General features: G+C 59.3%; 17 protein-coding genes and 1 tRNA gene. 6 read left to right on the top strand and 12 right to left on the bottom strand.

The features are described from left to right. Positions 1 to 9 precede the first annotated feature (9 nt). Positions 10 to 85, top strand: a tRNA-Thr gene (locus tag IG617_RS13210). Positions 86 to 130: 45 nt separating this feature from the next. Here the strand turns inward: IG617_RS13210 and IG617_RS13205 are convergent. After that, on the bottom strand, positions 131 to 1,144 hold the full coding sequence (locus tag IG617_RS13205) for a DUF2278 family protein (RefSeq protein WP_192109702.1): 1,014 nt from the start codon (positions 1,142 to 1,144) through the stop codon (positions 131 to 133). A 201-nt stretch (positions 1,145 to 1,345) separates the two neighbouring features. Between IG617_RS13205 and IG617_RS13200 the strand changes: the two genes are divergently transcribed. Then, complete coding sequence (locus IG617_RS13200; RefSeq protein ID WP_209008471.1) at positions 1,346 to 2,164, top strand: hypothetical protein; 819 nt, start codon at positions 1,346 to 1,348, stop codon at positions 2,162 to 2,164. Between the two features lie 22 nt (positions 2,165 to 2,186). Here IG617_RS13200 and IG617_RS13195 read toward each other — a convergent pair whose 3' ends face one another. Genes IG617_RS13195 through IG617_RS13165 form a run of 7 tightly spaced genes read right to left on the bottom strand, consistent with a single transcriptional unit; the run spans position 2,187 to position 10,162 of the window. Next, positions 2,187 to 2,978 (bottom strand): crotonase/enoyl-CoA hydratase family protein, encoded by a 792-nt coding sequence (locus IG617_RS13195; RefSeq protein ID WP_192109701.1) that lies wholly within the window; start codon positions 2,976 to 2,978, stop codon positions 2,187 to 2,189. Further along, on the bottom strand, positions 2,975 to 3,835 hold the full coding sequence (locus tag IG617_RS13190) for a hydroxymethylglutaryl-CoA lyase (RefSeq protein ID WP_192109700.1): 861 nt from the start codon (positions 3,833 to 3,835) through the stop codon (positions 2,975 to 2,977). The genes IG617_RS13195 and IG617_RS13190 overlap by 4 nt, the downstream gene beginning before the upstream one ends. A 10-nt stretch (positions 3,836 to 3,845) precedes the next feature. Beyond that, complete coding sequence (locus IG617_RS13185; protein WP_192109699.1) at positions 3,846 to 5,486, bottom strand: acyl-CoA synthetase; 1,641 nt, start codon at positions 5,484 to 5,486, stop codon at positions 3,846 to 3,848. After that, entirely contained in the window at positions 5,476 to 7,470 is a 1,995-nt protein-coding gene (locus IG617_RS13180; protein WP_192109698.1) for an acetyl/propionyl/methylcrotonyl-CoA carboxylase subunit alpha, read from the bottom strand. Before IG617_RS13180 ends, IG617_RS13185 begins: the two co-directional genes overlap by 11 nt. Positions 7,471 to 7,472: 2 nt before the next feature. Continuing rightward, a complete protein-coding gene (locus tag IG617_RS13175; RefSeq protein ID WP_192109697.1) occupies positions 7,473 to 7,895 on the bottom strand; it encodes an ASCH domain-containing protein in 423 nt (140 codons plus the stop codon). Between the two features lie 4 nt (positions 7,896 to 7,899). Next, positions 7,900 to 9,507 carry a carboxyl transferase domain-containing protein gene (locus IG617_RS13170; RefSeq protein WP_192109696.1) on the bottom strand — a complete coding sequence of 536 codons (1,608 nt, stop codon included), beginning with the start codon at positions 9,505 to 9,507 and terminating at the stop codon, positions 7,900 to 7,902. Between the two features lies 1 nt (position 9,508). Further along, positions 9,509 to 10,162 carry a TetR/AcrR family transcriptional regulator gene (locus IG617_RS13165; protein WP_254170553.1) on the bottom strand — a complete coding sequence of 218 codons (654 nt, stop codon included), beginning with the start codon at positions 10,160 to 10,162 and terminating at the stop codon, positions 9,509 to 9,511. Positions 10,163 to 10,359: 197 nt separating this feature from the next. On the opposite strand from IG617_RS13165, the gene ppk2 reads away from it, so the two are divergent. Then, complete coding sequence (gene ppk2, locus IG617_RS13160) at positions 10,360 to 11,268, top strand: polyphosphate kinase 2 (protein ID WP_153771343.1); 909 nt, start codon at positions 10,360 to 10,362, stop codon at positions 11,266 to 11,268. Positions 11,269 to 11,487: 219 nt separating this feature from the next. Further along, entirely contained in the window at positions 11,488 to 12,501 is a 1,014-nt protein-coding gene (locus tag IG617_RS13155) for a Gfo/Idh/MocA family protein (protein ID WP_192109695.1), read from the top strand. Positions 12,502 to 12,591: 90 nt separating this feature from the next. Here the strand turns inward: IG617_RS13155 and infC are convergent, their stop codons facing one another. Continuing rightward, positions 12,592 to 13,131 (bottom strand): translation initiation factor IF-3, encoded by a 540-nt coding sequence (gene infC, locus IG617_RS13150; RefSeq protein ID WP_153771341.1) that lies wholly within the window; start codon positions 13,129 to 13,131, stop codon positions 12,592 to 12,594. A 347-nt stretch (positions 13,132 to 13,478) separates the two neighbouring features. Between infC and IG617_RS13145 the strand changes: the two genes are divergently transcribed. Next, on the top strand, positions 13,479 to 13,910 hold the full coding sequence (locus tag IG617_RS13145) for a translation initiation factor IF-3 (protein WP_192109694.1): 432 nt from the start codon (positions 13,479 to 13,481) through the stop codon (positions 13,908 to 13,910). Here IG617_RS13145 and IG617_RS13140 read toward each other — a convergent pair. After that, positions 13,907 to 14,287 (bottom strand): YkvA family protein, encoded by a 381-nt coding sequence (locus IG617_RS13140; RefSeq protein ID WP_192109693.1) that lies wholly within the window; start codon positions 14,285 to 14,287, stop codon positions 13,907 to 13,909. The genes IG617_RS13145 and IG617_RS13140 overlap by 4 nt on opposite strands. A gap of 66 nt (positions 14,288 to 14,353) precedes the next feature. Continuing rightward, entirely contained in the window at positions 14,354 to 16,042 is a 1,689-nt protein-coding gene (locus IG617_RS13135; protein WP_192109692.1) for an acyl-CoA dehydrogenase family protein, read from the bottom strand. A gap of 167 nt (positions 16,043 to 16,209) precedes the next feature. Here IG617_RS13135 and IG617_RS13130 point away from each other — a divergent pair, with 167 nt between their 5' ends. Further along, positions 16,210 to 17,067 carry a YihY/virulence factor BrkB family protein gene (locus IG617_RS13130; RefSeq protein ID WP_192109691.1) on the top strand — a complete coding sequence of 286 codons (858 nt, stop codon included), beginning with the start codon at positions 16,210 to 16,212 and terminating at the stop codon, positions 17,065 to 17,067. Here the strand turns inward: IG617_RS13130 and IG617_RS13125 are convergent. Next, a complete protein-coding gene (locus IG617_RS13125) occupies positions 17,048 to 17,950 on the bottom strand; it encodes a DMT family transporter (protein ID WP_192109690.1) in 903 nt (300 codons plus the stop codon). The genes IG617_RS13130 and IG617_RS13125 overlap by 20 nt on opposite strands. Positions 17,951 to 18,120 lie beyond the last annotated feature (170 nt).

Here is an 18,120-nt window from a genome sequence, read left to right as displayed (position 1 = left end):
GCAAGATTGGCCGCATTAGCTCAGTTGGTAGAGCACATCATTCGTAATGATGGGGTCAGGTGTTCGAGTCACCTATGCGGCACCACTTCTTTCCAAATCCCTGTTTGCGCGTCAAAGCGCGCTTGAGCGGTCAAAAGATCGTCGTCCAGCCTTCGGGCGCGGCCTGGTGTTTTTCGTAAACAACCTCATCGGCCAGCGTTCCATCCGGTGCCATGAGACGGATGGTTCCACCCTTGTTGGGCAGGCGTGGCTGGTCGGGCCTTTCCTCAAGGATGAAACGGTGGGCTTCGCCTGCGGGCAGGCGGCCGGAGAGATCCTGGTACCGATCCGCCTCGTCCATGATTTGCCAACCCGTCAGCATAAGATCTCCGTCGGTGCGGTTGAGAAGCGTTATGCTTTCGCGGCCGATTTCCCGTCCGGTCGGATTGATCATTGCGGCGACAATCGCGATGGGCGGGGCCAACGGATCGATGGTTTTGGGAGGGTTCTTGACATGCTGAGGGTGGCCTGTGCGGTCATGGGTGACCCAGGCCTGGCTTTGAAAGCCCAAGAATATTCCCGCCCAGCCGTCATTTGATCCGAAATGGATCAGCAAGGCGCCGTCCTGACCGACACCGTTGTTCGCGGCATGTCCGCCGCGTGATCCCTGGTTCATGTGGACTTCGTGGATACCGCTGCCTGGCCGGAAGCCGAAATACTTGTCCGCGCGCTTCGGCTCAGGTCCCCAACGTTCGCCAATGGCGTAAAAGGTGACGGAAGGGTCTTCGATGCCCGATTTGAGCAGTGGCTCGATGTAGTCGCGCAGGTCATTCTCGGGACCTTTCAGCTGGAAAGGAGCCTGGCGCATCTGGTTGCGGATGACCATCCCGCCGCGAATGTAGTCAATTTCAAATCGTGGCCGCACCCGCTTCAGGTCATGCATTCCAGCCGGCAGGGTTTTCAGCTGGGCAAGACCGGGATGCTCCAACGGCGAGACGAGCGCGTACAGAAGATCGTGCGGATGCTGGATCGAGCGCACGTTCAGAGCGATGCGATGGCTGTTGCTGCCGTCCTCAATTCGGATCTCGATGTGGGGATCATCGTCGTCGTCAAGGCAGTAGTCTGAAGGGCGGCCCTTCAAAAGCGTGTAATTTGTCAAAGGCATCAGGCGAACCGGTCTCTGCGTGTCGGTGGGACCGTAGCTGGAGCACGGACGCCATGAAAGCAAAATCCCCGGAGCAGGTATGCGTGACTATCCGGCAAAACTGGACATCTTGGTGCTGACTCTTGACCCGCGTGAGCGGAAGGATTCTGATAACGAATCACATCAATAGCGTGGCCGGCCCGACAGATCACGGAGATGGTTTTGGGACATTCTGCCAAACTGGAACTGTTTCGCCGTCTCGTGCCGCTTTTTCTCGCGGTTCTCGGGATCGTCGGTGCGCTGACATTTCTGAGCCCCTTGAGCGGCCTGCTCTGCGTCATTGCCGGGATCGGCATCTATTGCGCCATGCCGAAGCAGAAGGTGCCGACCGGCGCCGTTCGGCCGGCTGTTCAGCCCGGCGTCCTGGTGACAGACGCCATCGGCTACGTGATCGGTGTCCCGCTTTTTTGCCTGTCTCTGCTAGGTGCCGCCTATGGCACGGGCAGCGCGACCTCGCTGCTGTTTCTCACGCTTCTGATACCTGCAAGCTTTTCCATCCTGATCTTCATGACGGCGATCCGTCAGGAGACCTCGTGGATCCGCTTTTTCGGAAATGGCTTCGAGGTGACCCAACTGGGGCTGAAGGCACGGGTTCGTTACACCGACCTCAGCTCCATGCGTGTACGTCAGGTCAGGTTGTCGCGAGGCCTTGGCTGGTTCTTTGCGACGCTTGGATCGGGCACGCGGCGACGGATTGCCTTGCTGGGCGATGCGGAAGACAGCAAGACGCTGATTTTCGTGTCCAAGGGTGGAACGGAGTTCGCCGTTTCATCGGAAATGATCCCCGATCTGCAGAGGGTTCTGATCGGTATGGACCGCGCCGGGGTGGAGCTGCCCGAAGGCATCAGCGAGCGGGAACGCAAGAAAATCCGGCGGGTGCGCGAGCGGATGTATCGCAAGCCCGACGAGCCGAACATGGAACAGCTTGATGTCGCCCGCATCGCTGCAACGGTCCGCAAATACCAACAGCGAAACGCCTGACCCGACCCGACTGGAACAGGCTTTAGCTCTTCGTCACCCAGTTCGGTTTTCGCTTGTCGAAGAAGGCGCTGATGCCTTCCTGCGCTTCCGGGGTCTCCCAGGTGTCGGCTAGCCGGCCGATCGTGTCGTCGATTTCAGCATCCGAGATTACTGGTCCCAGAGAACGGGCGAGCGCTTTGGACGCGGCAACAGCGGCGGGTGCTGCGCCGAGGTAGGGCTTGATCTCTGCTTCAATGGCGGCATCGAGGTCGCCCGGCTCCACCACCTTTGCGACCAGATCCAGATCGCGGGCTTCCTCGGCTTCGAAAAGACGCGCGGACATGAGGACACGGCGCGCCTTGCCTTCCCCCATGCGCGCAAGAACATAGGGGCTGATGGTCGCCGGGATGAGGCCGAGGCGAGTCTCGGTCAGACCGAATTTCGCACCGTTGACGGCAACGGCGACATCGCAGACGCTCATCATGCCGATGCCACCGCCGAAGGCCTGACCTTGTACCTTGCCGACCAGCGGCTTTGGCAGTTCATTCAGATCCTTCAGCATCATGGCAAGCTTGCGGGCCTCAGCCATGCGGGTTTCCCGGTCGGCATGGAACTGTTCCCGCATCCAGCCCAGATCTCCGCCCGCGCAGAAGCTGTCTCCGGCGCCCGTCAGTACCACGACCCGAACCTTGTCATCCGCACCCAGCTGGGCGGCGGCAGCTGTCAGCTCGTCGATCATTCTGGCGGAGAGGGCGTTGTGCTTGTCTTCCCGATCCAGCGTCAGGGTCGCGACACCGCGGTCATCCGTCGAAATGGAGATGGTTTCAAAGCTCATGCGTCGTCACTCCGCAAAGACAGTGCAAAGTCGGAAGCAAGCTTCAGCTTGTCCATGTTGAGGCCGGTTTCAAAACCCTTGCGATGCAAGAGCTCGGCCACGGCCTCTGTCGCCACGTTGCCTTTTGCGCCCGGCGCATAGGGGCAGCCGCCGAGGCCGCCAATTGCGGCGTCGAACACGCGCACGTCCTTTTCGAGGCTTGCTTCGATGTTGTCGACGGCCCGTCCCTTGGTGTCGTGATAGTGACCGGCAAGCTTGTCGGCCGGAACAACGCTCAAGACAGCCTCCAGCATCGTGGAGATGGTTTCCGGCGTGCCGCTGCCGATGGTGTCTCCGAGGGAAATCTCGTAGCAGCCAAGGTCCATGAACAACCCGGCAACGCGAGCGACCTCTTCCGGAGGCGTTGCGCCGTCATAGGGGCAATCGGTGACGCAGGAAATGTACCCGCGCACCGGCATGCTGTCCTCATGGGCCTTTTCGACCAGGGGCTTGAAGCGTTCGATGCTTTCGGCGACGGAACAGTTGATGTTCTTTTTCGAAAAGCCTTCGGACGCCGAGCCGAAGATGGCGACTTCATCCGCGGAGGCTTTCTTGGCGGCGTTGTAGCCTTTCACGTTGGGCGTCAGCGCTGTGTAGAAAATGCTTGGATGCCGGTAGATGCCTTCCAGCACTTCCTTTGCATCCGCCATTTGCGGAACCCACTTCGGGCTGACGAAGCTGGTCACCTCAATCTTGCGGAAGCCGCAGTCCGAGAGCATGTCGACCAGCTTGATCTTGTCTTCGGTGGGAACGAAAACAGCTTCGTTCTGGAGCCCGTCGCGCGGTCCCATTTCGAAGATGGTGACGAATTCACTCATTGTGTGTCTCTCATTTCGAAGTGGCGATGCCATCGTCGGGCATCGACCGCAGTTCACGCCGGATGACCTTGCCGGTGGTTGTCATGGGAAGCGTGTCGACGAAGGCGATCTCACGCGGATACTCGTGGGCGGCGAGCTGTGTCTTCACGAATTTCGCGATCTCCGCCGCTAGGTCGTTCGTTCCCTCGATGCCTTGTTTGAGAACGATGAACGCTTTGACGATTTCCGTGCGTTGCGGATCAGGCTTGCCGACAACGCCAGTCAGCGCGACGGCAGGATGTCTCAACAGGCAATCCTCGATCTCGCCGGGGCCGATCCGGTAGCCGGAAGAGGTGATGACATCGTCATCGCGGCCGACGAAGGTGATCCAGCCGTCCGCATCCCGGGTGCCCTTGTCACCGGTCAAAAGCCAGTCACCGGCGAATTTGGCCCTGGTGGCCTGCTCGTTGTCCCAGTAGCCGAGGAACATGACCGGATCTGGCGACTTCACGGCTATGTTCCCCAGCGTGTCCTCTGGCAGGATCTTGCCGTCAAGATCGACCACATTGACGTCATGGCCAGGCACAGCGCGCCCCATGATGCCCGCGCGGGCCTCCATGACCGATGCGCAGCTCGAGACGATCATGTTGCATTCGGTCTGGCCGTAGAATTCGTTGATCGTCAGTCCGAAAGTCTTTTGGCCCCAGGCGATGAGTTCCGCGCCGAGGGTCTCACCACCGGACGCAATGGAGCGCATGTTGAGGGTCCAGCGTTTCTCCGGATCAGGGACCTGGCGCATCATCTTCAGCGCGGTGGGCGGCAGAAAGGCGTTGCGGATCTTCTGCTGTTCGATCAGTTCGAACGCAGCTTCCGCAGTGAACTTCTTGAAGCGGCAGGCAACAACCGGGACGCCGAGATACAGCGCGGGCATCAGGACATCGAGAAGGCCGCCGATCCAGGCCCAGTCGGCCGGCGTCCATATGCGGTCGCCGGGTTGTCCAAGAAAGTCATGGCTCATCTCGACGCCTGGCAGGTGTCCAAGCAGGACCCGGTGGCCATGCAGCGCGCCCTTGGGCTGGCCGGTGGTGCCGGACGTATAGATGATGATCGCGGGGTCGCCTGGCTTGGTGGCAAGCGGCGCGAACCGTTCGGACCGGCCCTCCATTTCTGCAGCAAGATCAAGCGCGCCGAAACGGGCGCCATCCGTGCACAGCACGGTTTCAAGATCGGGCAGTTCATGGCGGATGCGCTCGATCTTTTCCGCACCGGCGGCATCGGTGACAACGATTTTCGCACCTGAATTGCCAAGACGGTATTGAAGTGCCTCATCCCCGAACAGGGTGAAAAGCGGGATCGTGATTGCTCCGCTTTTGAGAGCCGCTATATGGGTAAAGGCTGTTTCAGGGCGCTGTGGCAAGAGTACGCCGACACGGTCGCCCCGTACCAGCCCCCGGCCGTGAAAGAGCGATGCCAGCTGGTTCGACAGGCGTTTCAGATCGCCGTAGCTGTAACTTTGCGCTGTCCCGTCCGCATCGATAAAGACGAGCGCTTCGCGTTCCGGCTCACGGTCCGCCCAGGCATCGCAGATCGCGGACCCGATATTGAACGTCTCGGGGATCTGCCATTCGAAGCGTTCAACCAGTTCTTCGTATGTGTGCGCCTCAGGCAGCATCTGCGTCTTCCTCGGCAAGGGCCACGAGCACCGTTCCATCCTGCACCTGCTCACCTTCGGCCGCCATGACTTCAGCGACAACGCCGTCGCGCGGGGCCTTCAGTGTGTGCTCCATTTTCATGGCTTCCAGAACGACGAGCGGCTGGCCCTTGGCGACCGTATCGCCGACCTTGGCGTTCAGGATTTTGACGAGTCCTGGCATGGGAGCAATGACCTGGTCCCCGGCGCTGGCGGCTTCATCCTCATCTGCAAGACGATCCGGCAGACCGATCCGATGGGCGTGGCCATCAAAGAAGACGGTCACCGCATCCCGTGCAAGGGCAATGGCGGCGCGTTTGCGAACGCCGTCGCAGTCAAAGACGATGGCGCCGTCTTCCAGACTGACGAGCTGGAAATCCCGCGGCGTGCCGTCGAGATGGACGGAGAAGCGCCGGTTGCCAAGGGCGTGAACTTCGACGTCCTGACGCTCGTCGGCGATGTCCAGTAGCGCATATTGGCGCGACGCGCTCCACATGCGCCAGCCGGCCAGTCTGTCCCAGGCATCGGTGCCATGGCGCTCTTCGGCAAGACCCAGCGCGGCCAGGGCGGCCAGGCCGATGACTTCAGCCGGGGCCGGAACCTCGGCGATCAACTCTTCCAGATCCCGGTCGATCAGCCCAGTGTCGACATCTCCGTTGGCAAAACCCTTGTGACGGCAGAGGTTCGCCAGGAACCCGGCATTGGTCACGCAGCCGGCTACCTGGGTGTCTTCGAGCGTGCCGAGCAATTTGCCCAGGGCTGCTTCGCGGGTCGGTCCATGGACGATCACTTTCGCAATCATCGGATCATAGAAGGGCGTGATCTCGTCGCCAGAGCGCACGCCGCTGTCGATGCGGGCATAAGTGTCTGGCAAATGCAGGTGGCTCAGGGTTCCGATCGCAGGCAGGAAGCCTTTCGGTGCATCTTCGGCGTAAAGACGCGCTTCGAGCGCCCAGCCGGAAAAGCTGAGTTCATTCTGGGCTTTCGGCAATGGCGCGCCGGCTGCGACCTGCAGCTGCCATTCAACCAGATCCTCTCCGGTGATCATTTCCGTCACCGGATGCTCCACCTGAAGGCGGGTGTTCATTTCCATGAAATAGAAACGGTCGGAGTTCAGGCCTTCGGACACATCGGCGATGAATTCGATGGTGCCCGCGCCGGCATAGTCGATGGCCTTGGCCGCCTTGACCGCGGCTTCACCCATGGCCTTGCGCATGGCTTCCGGCATGTCCGGGGCAGGGGCTTCCTCGATGACCTTCTGGTGGCGGCGCTGGAGAGAGCAGTCACGCTCAAACAGATGCACCGCATTGCCATGCTTGTCGCCGAAAACCTGGATTTCGATATGGCGCGGCTTGGTCAGATATTTCTCGATCAGGACACGGCCGTCGCCGAAGCTGGCCTCGCCTTCCCGGGAGGCGCCGTCGAGTGCATCCTTGAAGTCCGCCGGGTCGTCCACGCGGCGCATGCCCTTGCCGCCGCCGCCCGCACGGGCCTTGATCAGAACCGGATAGCCTATCTTCTCAGCCTCTGCCGCCAGGAAGTCTGGGTCTTGCTCCTGGCCGTGATAGCCGGGGACCACAGGCACTCCTGCCTCGACCATCAGCGCCTTCGCGGCATCCTTCAGGCCCATGGCCCGGATGGACGCGGCACTCGGACCGATGAAGGCGATGCCTGCTTTATCCAGCGCGTCCACAAAGGCCGGGTTTTCCGACAGGAAGCCGTAGCCTGGATGCACGGCTTCAGCACCGGATGTCTTGCAGACCTCGATGATCTTTCCGATCTGCAGATAGCTTTCGGCAACCGGGGCCGGCCCGATGCGATAGGCTTCATCGGCCATGGCCACGTGTTTTGCGCCGGCATCTGCGTCCGAATAGACCGCCACGGTCTTGATGCCGAGCTTCTTGGCGGTTTCCATGACCCGGCAGGCGATTTCGCCACGATTGGCAATGAGGACCTTCTTGAACATTGTCAGTCGCCTTCCGTCTTCAGGTCTTCGATCAGTTTGAAGCGCTCGCAGATGAGCATCATTTCGGGATCAAATCCGCCGTTCCGCTCGAAGAATTTCTGATGGTCGTGCTGCCATCCTTCGAGCGTGTCATTCTCGCCCTCGGCAAGTGCGAAGTCGGTTTCGACATCACAGAAGCGGGCCTGCTCCACCTGAATGGTCTCAATGACCAGGGCTGGCGAACTATCCCAGTTCAGGACGATGTTCCTGCGGCCTTCCTTGGGCAGCGGTTCCCCGCCATCTCCAAAATCCCGTAGCGCGCCGCAGGTGGCTGTCTTTTTGCCGGACCGCACGAGCGCGACCAGTTGGGCACTTAACTCCGGTCCATCGCCGAACTTGAAGGCGATCGCATCCGGATATCTTTGCTTGAGATCTTCCAGTTTCATCAGATCACATCCGGAACAGGCCGAAGCGGGTGTCTTCGATCGGTGCATTCAGCGCAGCCGAAAGTGACAGACCGAGGATGTCGCGCGTCTTGCGCGGATCCACGATGCCGTCATCCCAGAGGCGCGCCGAGGCATAGAGCGGATGTCCCTGTTGTTCAAACTGGTCGACAATGGGCTGTTTGAACGCCTGTTCCTCGTCTTGCGACCAGGATCCGCCCTTTCGTTCGATGCCATCGCGGCGGACGGTTGCCAGAACGCCTGCTGCCTGTTCGCCGCCCATTACCGAGATGCGCGAATTCGGCCAGGTCCAGAGGAAGCGTGGATCGAAGGCGCGGCCACACATGCCGTAGTTGCCGGCACCGAAAGACCCGCCGACCAGCATGGTGACCTTGGGCACCTTGGCTGTGGCAACGGCGGTCACCAGCTTTGCGCCATCCTTGGCGATGCCGCCAGATTCATAGGTCCGTCCGACCATGAAACCGGTGATGTTTTGAAGGAAGACCAGCGGCACCTTACGCTGGCAACAGAGCTCGACGAAATGGGCGCCCTTGACGGCGCTTTCGGAGAACAGAACGCCGTTGTTGGCGATGATGCCGACCGGAATGCCGTGGATATGGGCGAAGCCACAGACGAGCGTCGTGCCGTAACGAGCCTTGAATTCATCGAAACGGGACCCGTCGACCGTGCGGGCGATGACTTCTCGGATGTCGTAGGGCGTCTTCAGATCTGCCGGGACCACACCAAGGATTTCCTCGGGGTCATAGAGCGGGTCTTCCGGCGTCTGCATGGCGACCTGAAACTGCTTGGAGCGGTTGAGGCTGGCGATGGAGCGGCGGGCGAGTGCAAGCGCATGAGCGTCGTCGCGGGCCAGATGATCGGCGACACCGGACAGGCGGGTGTGAACGTCGCCGCCGCCGAGATCTTCGGCGCTGACTTCTTCACCGGTAGCCGCCTTCACGAGGGGCGGGCCTGCGAGGAAGATGGTGCCCTGGTTCTTGACGATGATGGTCTCGTCGGACATGGCCGGAACATAGGCGCCACCGGCGGTGCAGGACCCCATGACCACGGCAATCTGGGAAATGCCTTTCGACGACATGTTGGCCTGGTTGAAGAAGATGCGGCCGAAGTGATCGCGATCGGGGAAAACCTCATCCTGGTTCGGCAGGTTCGCGCCCCCTGAATCGACCAGATAGACGCAGGGCAGATTGTTCTGCTCGGCGATCTCCTGGGCGCGCAGATGCTTCTTCACGGTCATCGGATAGTAGGTGCCGCCTTTGACGGTAGCGTCATTGGCAATGATCATGACTTCCTGGCCTTCGACACGGCCGATGCCGGCGATCATGCCTGCAGCCGGAGCGGCGTTGTCATACATCTCGTGGGCGGCCAGAGTGCCGACCTCCAGGAAAGGAGAGCCCGGATCAAGCAGGCGGGAGACACGCTCACGCGGCAGGATCTTGCCACGGGAGACATGGCGCTGACGGGCGTTTTCGCCGCCGCCGTCGAAAGCGCGCGCGGCGGCAGCCTGGATTTCTGCCATGGCAGCTTCATGGGCGGCCTTGTTGGCTGAGAACTCCGGGCTGCGCGATGACAGGTTTGATTTCAAGACGGTCATGTCAGTCGCTTTCGATACTGGCGGTCAGGGGTGTGGCGGCAACGCTGCCGCGGACCATTTCGAGATAGATTTCTTCGATTTTATCCGCCGAAAGAGGGCCGTTTTCCCGGTACCAATTGGGAATGCCGGTGAGCATCGCGATGATGGCGCGGGCGGCGACGCCGGTATCGGCAATGCGATAGGCACCGCTCTTTTGGCCGTCTTCGAGAATTGCCTTCAGGATTGACTCATAACGGCGCCGTTCTGCTTCAACCTCGGCGAAGCTTTCTGGCTCAAGATTGCGAAGCTCCATGTAGGAAATGAAGACTTCCTCCCGGCGCTGCAGGTGATAGCGGATGTGGAAGCGGACAAAGACATCGAGGGGATCTGCCGACTGGCCTGCTTCGTCTGCGAAAGGGGGCCATGCGTCCAGAAGGTCACGCATGTGCGACAGCATCAGGTCTTTGAGAATGTCCTGCTTGGTCGGGAAATGGTTGTAGAGCGCGCTCGGTTGGACGCCGACATCCGATGCGATCTGGCGCATGGAGACGGCTGCGTAGCCATGGCGGGCGAAGAGCTTCAGCGCAGACGCGCGCACACGTGCCGCCGTACGCGATCCCTTGCGCGGTGACGGTTCGCGTTCTGCCATTGGCATGATGTCTTCATCTGCGTGCATTCTTCCTCCCAAGAAGAAAAGTAAATGAACGATCATTCATTTTCAATCAAAAAGCTGTTTTGCCGCTGAAATGACCCCGTGTGTCATTGGACAAGTGCCGAACTGTCAAAAAACGGTTACAGACTCAAGATTGACAGTTGTCTGGTGTGAGCCGTCGGTCGGCGCACATATTTGGTGGATTTGAGAAGGACAATCAGATGAGCGATGACAGCGCCCGCACCTGGGTTGAAGCCGAATGGCAGGACAGCCTGGACGAAGAGCTGGAAATGGAAATCGACGATCATCTGATCGCCAAGGAACTGGCCTTTATTTCCGATCTCAAGCACAAGTCGGATCTGGATCGCACGACCTATTTCCACGAGTTGCTCCGGTTGCAGGCGGAGCTGGTGAAGCTTCAGGACTGGGTACAGCACACCGGTCAGAAGCTCGTGGTCGTTTTTGAAGGCCGTGATGCGGCCGGCAAGGGTGGTGTCATCAAGCGGATCACCCAGCGTCTGAACCCACGCGTTGCCCGGGTCGTGGCCTTGCCTGCGCCAACGGAGCGCGAGAAAAGCCAGTGGTACTTCCAGCGCTATGTCCCGCATCTTCCAGCTGCCGGCGAAATGGTTCTGTTCGACCGGTCCTGGTACAATCGTTCCGGCGTGGAACGCGTGATGGAATTTGCCACCGAAGACCAGGTCGAAGCCTTCTTCAACGACGTCTCCGAGTTCGAGCGCATGCTGGTGCGCTCCGGCATCGTGCTGGTGAAATACTGGTTCTCCATCACCGATCAGGAGCAGCAGCTGCGCTTCCTCATGCGCATTCATGATCCGCTGAAACAGTGGAAGCTGAGCCCGATGGATCTGGAATCCCGCAAGCGCTGGGAAGATTACACCAAGGCGAAAGAAGAGACACTGGAGCGCACGAACATCCCCGAGGCGCCATGGTTCATCGTTGAGGGCAACGACAAGAAGAAGGCGCGGTTGAACTGTATCAATCATCTGCTTTCGATGATGCCCTACGAGGATGTGCCGCACGATCCGATCCATCTACCGGAGCGTGTTTTCAATCCGGACTATGAGCGCAAGGTGCTTCCGGACGAGCTTTACGTGCCTCAAAAGTTCTAAGGGCCCAGTCTGACGGCCATTGACGGGTGAGTGGACCGGTGGGCGCAAGCCGCGCCGGTCTTTTCATTTGGGTGCGCGCATTCGGGGGGCTGGTCAATACCGGCAAATGCTGTCAATTTCCCGGTTCTTTCCAAAATGATCCGACGGTCCAAGTCGGAGGTTTGCCAATTCGTGGGTGATGCCGCGACGTTCAAACATCAAAAATGAGGTGCGTTCATCATGACCAAGGACCAGAATCCGATCCGGTGGGGAATCCTCTCGACCGCAAAGATCGGCGCCGAAAAGGTTATTCCGGGCATCCAGCACTCGAAAACCGGTGTGGCGGCTGCAATGGCGTCGCGCGGGCTTGAGCGCGCGCAGGCAGCGGCATCCGGACTTGGCATTGAAAAGGCTTACGGGTCCTACGAAGAGCTGCTGGCCGATCCCGACATTGATGCGATCTACAATCCGCTGCCAAATCATCTTCATGTGCCGATGACGTTGAAGGCGGTCGAGGCGGGCAAACATGTGCTGTGCGAAAAGCCGGTTGCGCTGAATGCAGAAGAAGCACGCCAGCTTCTGGATCTGCCGAAAGACCGGCTTGTCGCCGAGGGCTTCATGGTCCGGGCCCATCCGCAATGGATCCGGGCGCGCGAGATCATACGCTCGGGCGCATTGGGCGAGCTGCGCGCGATCCAGTCGTTTTTCAGCTACTTCAACGCAGATCCCGGCAACATTCGAAACAAGGCCGACATTGGCGGTGGAGCCCTGCTTGATATTGGCTGCTATCCGATGGTCGCCGGCCGTTATTTCTTCGAGGACGAGCCAAAACGTGTGTTGTCTCTGATCGATCGGGATCCCGACTTCGGGACCGACCGCCTGACAAGCGCGTTGCTGGATTTCGGCCAGGGCCGTCGGCTCGATTTTACGGTTTCAACCCAGCTCGTACCCTATCAGCGAGTCAATCTCTTTGGGTCCAAGGCGCGGCTTGAGATCATGGTGCCTTTCAATGCGCTGCAAGAGAGTGAAACCACTTTGCGCATTGACGATGGCAGCGGTTTTGCCGATGTTTCGGCCACCACGGAAACCGTGCCGCCAAGCGATCAATATGCCGAGTTGGTCGATGTGTTCGGCCGGGCCATCAAGGGTGAGATCGACTTGCCCTACGGACCTGCTGATGCGGTTCAGAACATGGCCATTCTCGACGCTATGTTTGAATCCGAGAAACAGGACGGCTGGGTGTCGCTGTCCTAAGGGTCGGGAGCTGACGCTGCAGCGCAAATAAAAAACCCCGCCAGTTTGGCGGGGTTTTTGTTTTAACCGTTCAGGTGGTTCGCAGCTCGATCATTTGATCGGCGCGAGGACCATCACCATCTGGCGGCCTTCCAGGCGCGGTGTGGACTCGACCTTCGCAATTTCGGTCGTCTCATCACGAACCTTGTGCAGCAATTTCATGCCCAGGTCCTGGTGAGCCATTTCACGTCCGCGGAAACGCAGCGTGACCTTGACCTTGTCGCCATCATTGAAGAACCGAAGCATGTTGCGCATCTTCACCTCATAGTCATGGGTGTCGATGTTCGGACGCATCTTGATCTCCTTGATCTCGACGGTCTTTTGCTTCTTGCGAGCCTCAGCAGCTTTCTTCTGGTTCTGATACTTGTGACGCCCATAGTCCATGATCTTACAGACTGGCGGCTGGGCATTGGGCTGGATCTCAACGAGGTCAAGGCCAGCTTCCATGGCGATGCCCATGGCTTCTTCTGTGAGAATAATCCCGCGGTTGGAGCCTTCGTGATCGATCAACTGGACTTCGCGGACGCGAATTTCGTGATTGGTGCGCGGGCCATCCTTGCTTGGAGGCGGGGCGCGGAACGGACGGCGAATGGTCGCAATCTCCTGTGTTGTTGAACTTGCTGTCTTTCATTCCAATCGTGCTTTATGCACAAACATCCCCGTGCACGGATGCCGAGGATACACTGCTACAGCGCAGTCGTGGAATTCCCTCGAAAATCCCGTGAAACCAGCCAAAAGTCAACTGAAATCAATCACGCACTTATCTGAAAGCGGCCAAAGGATTGAATTCGTGGGCTCCTGACGCTGGTTGCCGGCACTCGGAGAACCGAGTGCATTTCGGTGTTTCAGGCCTTATATGGGGACCGGAACAAGATTGTTAAGCAGCCTATCGAGTGAAAACAGACCTGCCATGGCAGGCCAGCGGAGTATGACAAGGGATGGTTGATGGCGGAAAGCTCCTGTTTCAGCTGGTCAAAAGCACTGTCGGGTTCATTGCGGCCGTTTTGTCTTGCGGGCTCTTCCTTGCCTGGGGCTTTTTTCAAGATGCCGGCACTGCGCAGGATCCAGTCGCCTTCGCCGCGATGATTGGCACAGGCCTTGTCACAGCGAGTGTCCTGGGTGGTTTTGCGATGATCCCCGGCCTGATCGTGATTGCAGTCGCTGAACTCCTGAGCTGGCGTGGGGTCGTCTACCATGTCGGGGCGGCGGGGCTGATCGCTCTTGGCGTCTGGACACTGGATCCGGATGCAGCAGCGACGGCGATCCGTCCGGGAACCACCATTGCCTTGGCAGCAGGGTTTCTCGCGGGTTTTGTCTACTGGGTGATTGCGGGCAGAACGTCGGGCAGCTGGCGTGTGACGAGCGACTAGTCTTTGAGCTCGCCGGTTTCGAGCGTTTCCCGGGCAGCGTCTATGTGTTCCGGGCGAATGTGGCTCCGGATCATCGAGATCGTGGTCATCAGGATCGCGGCATCGTCGCCAAAGCCGACGCCAAGCAGGAAGTCGGGAATCACATCGATGGGAAGCACGAAATAGGCGAGGGCCGCGAGAGCGGCCGCGCGAATTTTCGTCGGCGTTGCCGGGTCTAGTGCGCAGTAGTAGCCGGCGACGACGTCTTCCATGAAGGGCATTTGCCTGGCCGCCTTTCGCGTCGTGCGAAGCAGCTTTTCGCGCAGGCTTCGCCGCTGCTCCTCTTCGGGGCCCAGGATCTCAGGATCAAAATCGATGTCGTCGAATGGCGATTTCATACAAAGAAAGTGGGGGTGCGGGCAGACAAGGTCAATGCCAACCCGCATTTTCTCGCAATTGAGCGCTTAGTTGACACCGCGCGTTTCCAGGATACGGCGGGCGATCACCTGGGCCTGAATCTCGCCAGCTCCCTCAAAGATGTTCAAGATTCGCGCATCGCACAGGACCCGTGACACCGGGTATTCCAAGGCAAAACCATTGCCGCCGTGGATCTGAAGTGCGTTGTCCGCGGCCGCCCAGGCAACGCGCGCGCCGAGAAGCTTGGCCATGCCAGCTTCCAGATCACAGCGGCGCCCGGAATCCTTTTCCCAAGCTGAGAAATAGGTCAACTGCCGGGCAATCATCACTTCCACGGCCATCATGGCGAGCTTGTCAGAAACGCGCGGGAAGGCGATAAGCGGCTTGCCGAACTGGATGCGTTCTTCCGCATAGCGCAAGCCAAGATCCAGGGCGGCTTGCGCGACGCCAAGGGCGCGTGCCGCGGTCTGGATCCGCGCGCCTTCGAAGGTTTGCATCAGCTGCTTGAAGCCTTGCCCTTCCTCTCCGCCAAGAAGGTTTTCGGCTTTGACCTCAAATCCGTCGAAGGCGATTTCATATTCCTTCATGCCGCGGTAGCCAAGGACCTCGATTTCGCCGCCGCTCATTCCCTCAGCCGGGAAGGGATCTTCGTCGGTGCCGCGCGGCTTTTCGGCCAGGAGCATGGACAGGCCCTTGTAACCGGCTTGATCCGGGTCGGTGCGCACCAGCAATGTCATGACGTCTGCACGGACCGGATGGGTGATCCAGGTCTTGTTGCCGGAGACCTTCCACACGTCGCCCTCACGAACCGCACGCGTCTTCAACGACGCAAGGTCCGAGCCGGTGTTTGGCTCGGTGAAGACCGCCGTTGGCAGGGTTTCGCCAGAGGCAATCAACGGCAGCCATTTTTCCTTCTGCTCCTGCGTGCCGCCGCAGAGGATCAGCTCGGCTGCAATTTCCGAGCGGGTGCCGAGGGACCCGACGCCGATGTAGGCGCGGGAAAGCTCTTCGGACACAACGCACATGGATTCCTTGCCGAGGCCGAGCCCGCCGTATTCTTCCGGAATCGTCAGTCCGAAGACGCCAAGTTCAGCCATCTGCGAGATGATTTCGAGCGGAATATAGTCGTTCTTCAGATGCCACTCATGCGCAAAAGGCGTGACATTGTCCTCGGCGAACCGGCGCATTTCATTGCGGATCTGCTCGTAGGTTTCTTCAAGGCCGCAATCGCCGAAGGTGGATTGGCCTGCCTGATGCCGAATGAGTTCGGTGAGCTTGAGGCGCGTTTCGGCCGTGTTGCCGCTCGCAATGAGCTCTTCTATGTCATCGGTACGCCCGGCCGCGATGTCAGACGTGCTGAGGCCTAGGTCCGACAGTCTCACGAATTCGCCCTGGTTCATGGGCATGCCGCCGAAGACCTGGGCCAGATACTCACCGAAGCCGAGACGAACGATGAGTTCCTCAAGTTCGCCATATCGGCCCTGTTCGCTCAACCGGCTGGCATAGGCATCAAGTTGGCGGAGGGATTCAACGTAGGTCGCGAACCATGCGAGGCCGTGGGTCGCACGCTGCTCGGCCTCCATCAAAGTTGACGAAATGCGTTCGCCATCCAAGACGAGTGAACGCACATTGCGCGAGGCCTTGTCCAGGAGAAGGTCCAGCGTCGCGACAGCACTAGCAGTCAGCGCAGCGAGGCCCGTTGTTTGTTCTGTTGACGGCATGGCTGCGGTCGACATCGGCGTCTCCGTATTCTTTTGTTGCTTAAAACGTTGCCTTCTTGCATCTATGTTGCGCCGCAGCAGGTGCTTTGTCGAGCTGTTATTTCTTCGTCTTTCGGCGCATTGACCAAGCGTCAGGCTTCCCCACCCTTGACCTTTTCACGCATCCCGACTCTGATCCGAATATGTCTTTTCGCTTGTTTGCCCGCTCCGGTTACCAGGTCCTTCGCGACGCGCTTGGCCACTTCAACCGGGATGATGGTTTCGCCATGGCCAGCCATGTTGCCCTGTCCGCCCTGCTGGCGATTTTTCCGCTGCTGATCTTCATCGCTGCGCTTGCTGGCTACTTTGGCCTGGAAGGAACGGCGGACCAGGTCTCCGACCTTGTGTTTGACACATGGCCGGACCGGGTTGCCGCACCGGTGGTCCGGGAAATTCATCAGGTGCTGACCGTTCCTCGCGGTGACGTTCTGACCTTTGGTGTCGTTGCCGCCATCTGGTTCGCCTCAAATGGCATCGAAGCCATGAGGACCGCGCTGAACCGGGCCTATCGCCAGCGGGAAACCCGTTCTTTCGTCCTGCTGCGGCTTCAGTCGCTCGCGCTTGTCGTTCTCGGCGCGGTGATCCTGATTGCCTATACGTTTCTGGTGGTTCTCGCGCCTTTGGTGATCGCCGCGATCACGGCATGGGTTCCCGTCGCACAGGATCTCCTGGCGTCCTTTGAAATCGCCCGTTATTCGCTGGCGGGCTCTTTGCTTGTGGTCGGACTTTTGATGGTCCATTGGCTCTTACCGGCTGGAAAGCGAAGCTTTCTGGCCATGCTGCCGGGCGTTCTCGCCACACTGGTGCTCTGGATGGTCTCGGGCATGGCGTTCGGAGCCTATCTCGCAAGCTTTGCCAACTACGTCTCCACCTACGGCGGGTTGGCCGGCATCATGACCGCGCTCGTCTTTCTCTATATCTGCTCGTTGTTTTTTATCTTGGGCGGAGAACTGAACGCTGCACTTATTCGCCAGCGGACACTCACCCGGAAGCCGTCTTGAGCGGCTCGGACTTACGCAGGCGCAAGCGAATCAAAAGCACTGCGCAGACGACGAGTGCCATGCCGAGCATCTGCAGCAAGGTGAGCGTTTCGCCGAATAGAAAATAGCCTTCGATCGCGGTCGCAACCGGGACAAGGTAGAAAAGCGAGGCTACTTCGGAAACGGCGCCCTGGCGGATTAACACCATCAGCAACAAGATGGCGCCGATCGAAAGCACGAACGTCAGCCACAAGAGCGCGAAGACAAACTCGCCCGACCAGACAACCGTCCAATCTTCAAGGAAGGCCAGCGGAACGGTCACGAAGAGGGCGCCTATGTATTGCCAGAGTGTGGCGGCGAGCAGATCGGTCTGCGGCACGAAGCGCTTCTGGTATACCGTGCCAAGGCTGATCGCGACCACGGCGGCGAGGACCGAGGCGATGGTGACTGCATCGATGCCCGAGCCTGCCTGGCCGAGCTTTGGTGAGAGCACGAGAACCAGGCCGAGCCCGCCGATAGCAAGACCGAGCATGTGCTTCGGCAGGATGCGCTCGCCAAGAATCAAGGCAGCGGTCAATGTGGTGAGCACAGGCTGCAACCCGACGATGATCGCGCTCGAGCCTGCCGGCATACCTTGGTCAATGGCCCAGAAGACCCCTCCGAGATAGATGCCGTGAACCAGCATGCCGGTCACGATGCAATGGGCAATCATCTTCGGGGATCGTGGCCAGTCAGCCTTGGCGAAAAAGCCGATCAATCCTAGGAACGGCAAAACGAGGAGAAAGCGCAGGCTCAGGAACACCATTGGCTCGGCATATGGCGCGCCCAACTTTGACCCGATGAAGCCTGTCGACCAGAGCAGAACGAAGAAAATGGGCGCACAGATTATTAGTATTTTTTGCAAGGATCTGTTCCAAGGGTCTGGATTGCCGTAGCGATTTGAATGTTTTGTGAGCGTGCGCGCGTTTTGGGCATTCTTATGGGTTCAATTCAACTTAAAAGCGACGTTTCATTAACCAATCGTGCTGAACTATGCAGTTTAGGGATCACCCAGTTTCAGCTACGGGGACGGTT

The sequence above is a fragment of the Roseibium polysiphoniae genome, assembly GCF_014842925.1.
Classification (GTDB): Bacteria; Pseudomonadota; Alphaproteobacteria; order Rhizobiales; family Stappiaceae; genus Roseibium; species Roseibium polysiphoniae.
This window is presented reverse-complemented; position numbering and strand designations above follow the sequence as displayed.

What these genes read in the sequence shown, in the direction of transcription:
- IG617_RS13205 (WP_192109702.1), bottom strand. Translation starts at nt 1,144, where the DNA reads ATGCCTTTGACAAATTACACGCTTTTGAAGGGCCGCCCTTCAGACTAC.
- IG617_RS13195 (WP_192109701.1), bottom strand. Translation starts at nt 2,978, where the DNA reads ATGAGCTTTGAAACCATCTCCATTTCGACGGATGACCGCGGTGTCGCG.
- IG617_RS13190 (WP_192109700.1), bottom strand. Translation starts at nt 3,835, where the DNA reads ATGAGTGAATTCGTCACCATCTTCGAAATGGGACCGCGCGACGGGCTC.
- IG617_RS13185 (WP_192109699.1), bottom strand. Translation starts at nt 5,486, where the DNA reads ATGCTGCCTGAGGCGCACACATACGAAGAACTGGTTGAACGCTTCGAA.
- IG617_RS13180 (WP_192109698.1), bottom strand. Translation starts at nt 7,470, where the DNA reads ATGTTCAAGAAGGTCCTCATTGCCAATCGTGGCGAAATCGCCTGCCGG.
- IG617_RS13175 (WP_192109697.1), bottom strand. Translation starts at nt 7,895, where the DNA reads ATGAAACTGGAAGATCTCAAGCAAAGATATCCGGATGCGATCGCCTTC.
- IG617_RS13170 (WP_192109696.1), bottom strand. Translation starts at nt 9,507, where the DNA reads ATGACCGTCTTGAAATCAAACCTGTCATCGCGCAGCCCGGAGTTCTCA.
- IG617_RS13165 (WP_254170553.1), bottom strand. Translation starts at nt 10,162, where the DNA reads ATGCACGCAGATGAAGACATCATGCCAATGGCAGAACGCGAACCGTCA.
- ppk2 (WP_153771343.1), top strand. Translation starts at nt 10,360, where the DNA reads ATGAGCGATGACAGCGCCCGCACCTGGGTTGAAGCCGAATGGCAGGAC.
- IG617_RS13155 (WP_192109695.1), top strand. Translation starts at nt 11,488, where the DNA reads ATGACCAAGGACCAGAATCCGATCCGGTGGGGAATCCTCTCGACCGCA.
- IG617_RS13145 (WP_192109694.1), top strand. Translation starts at nt 13,479, where the DNA reads ATGGTTGATGGCGGAAAGCTCCTGTTTCAGCTGGTCAAAAGCACTGTC.
- IG617_RS13140 (WP_192109693.1), bottom strand. Translation starts at nt 14,287, where the DNA reads ATGAAATCGCCATTCGACGACATCGATTTTGATCCTGAGATCCTGGGC.
- IG617_RS13135 (WP_192109692.1), bottom strand. Translation starts at nt 16,042, where the DNA reads ATGTCGACCGCAGCCATGCCGTCAACAGAACAAACAACGGGCCTCGCT.
- IG617_RS13130 (WP_192109691.1), top strand. Translation starts at nt 16,210, where the DNA reads ATGTCTTTTCGCTTGTTTGCCCGCTCCGGTTACCAGGTCCTTCGCGAC.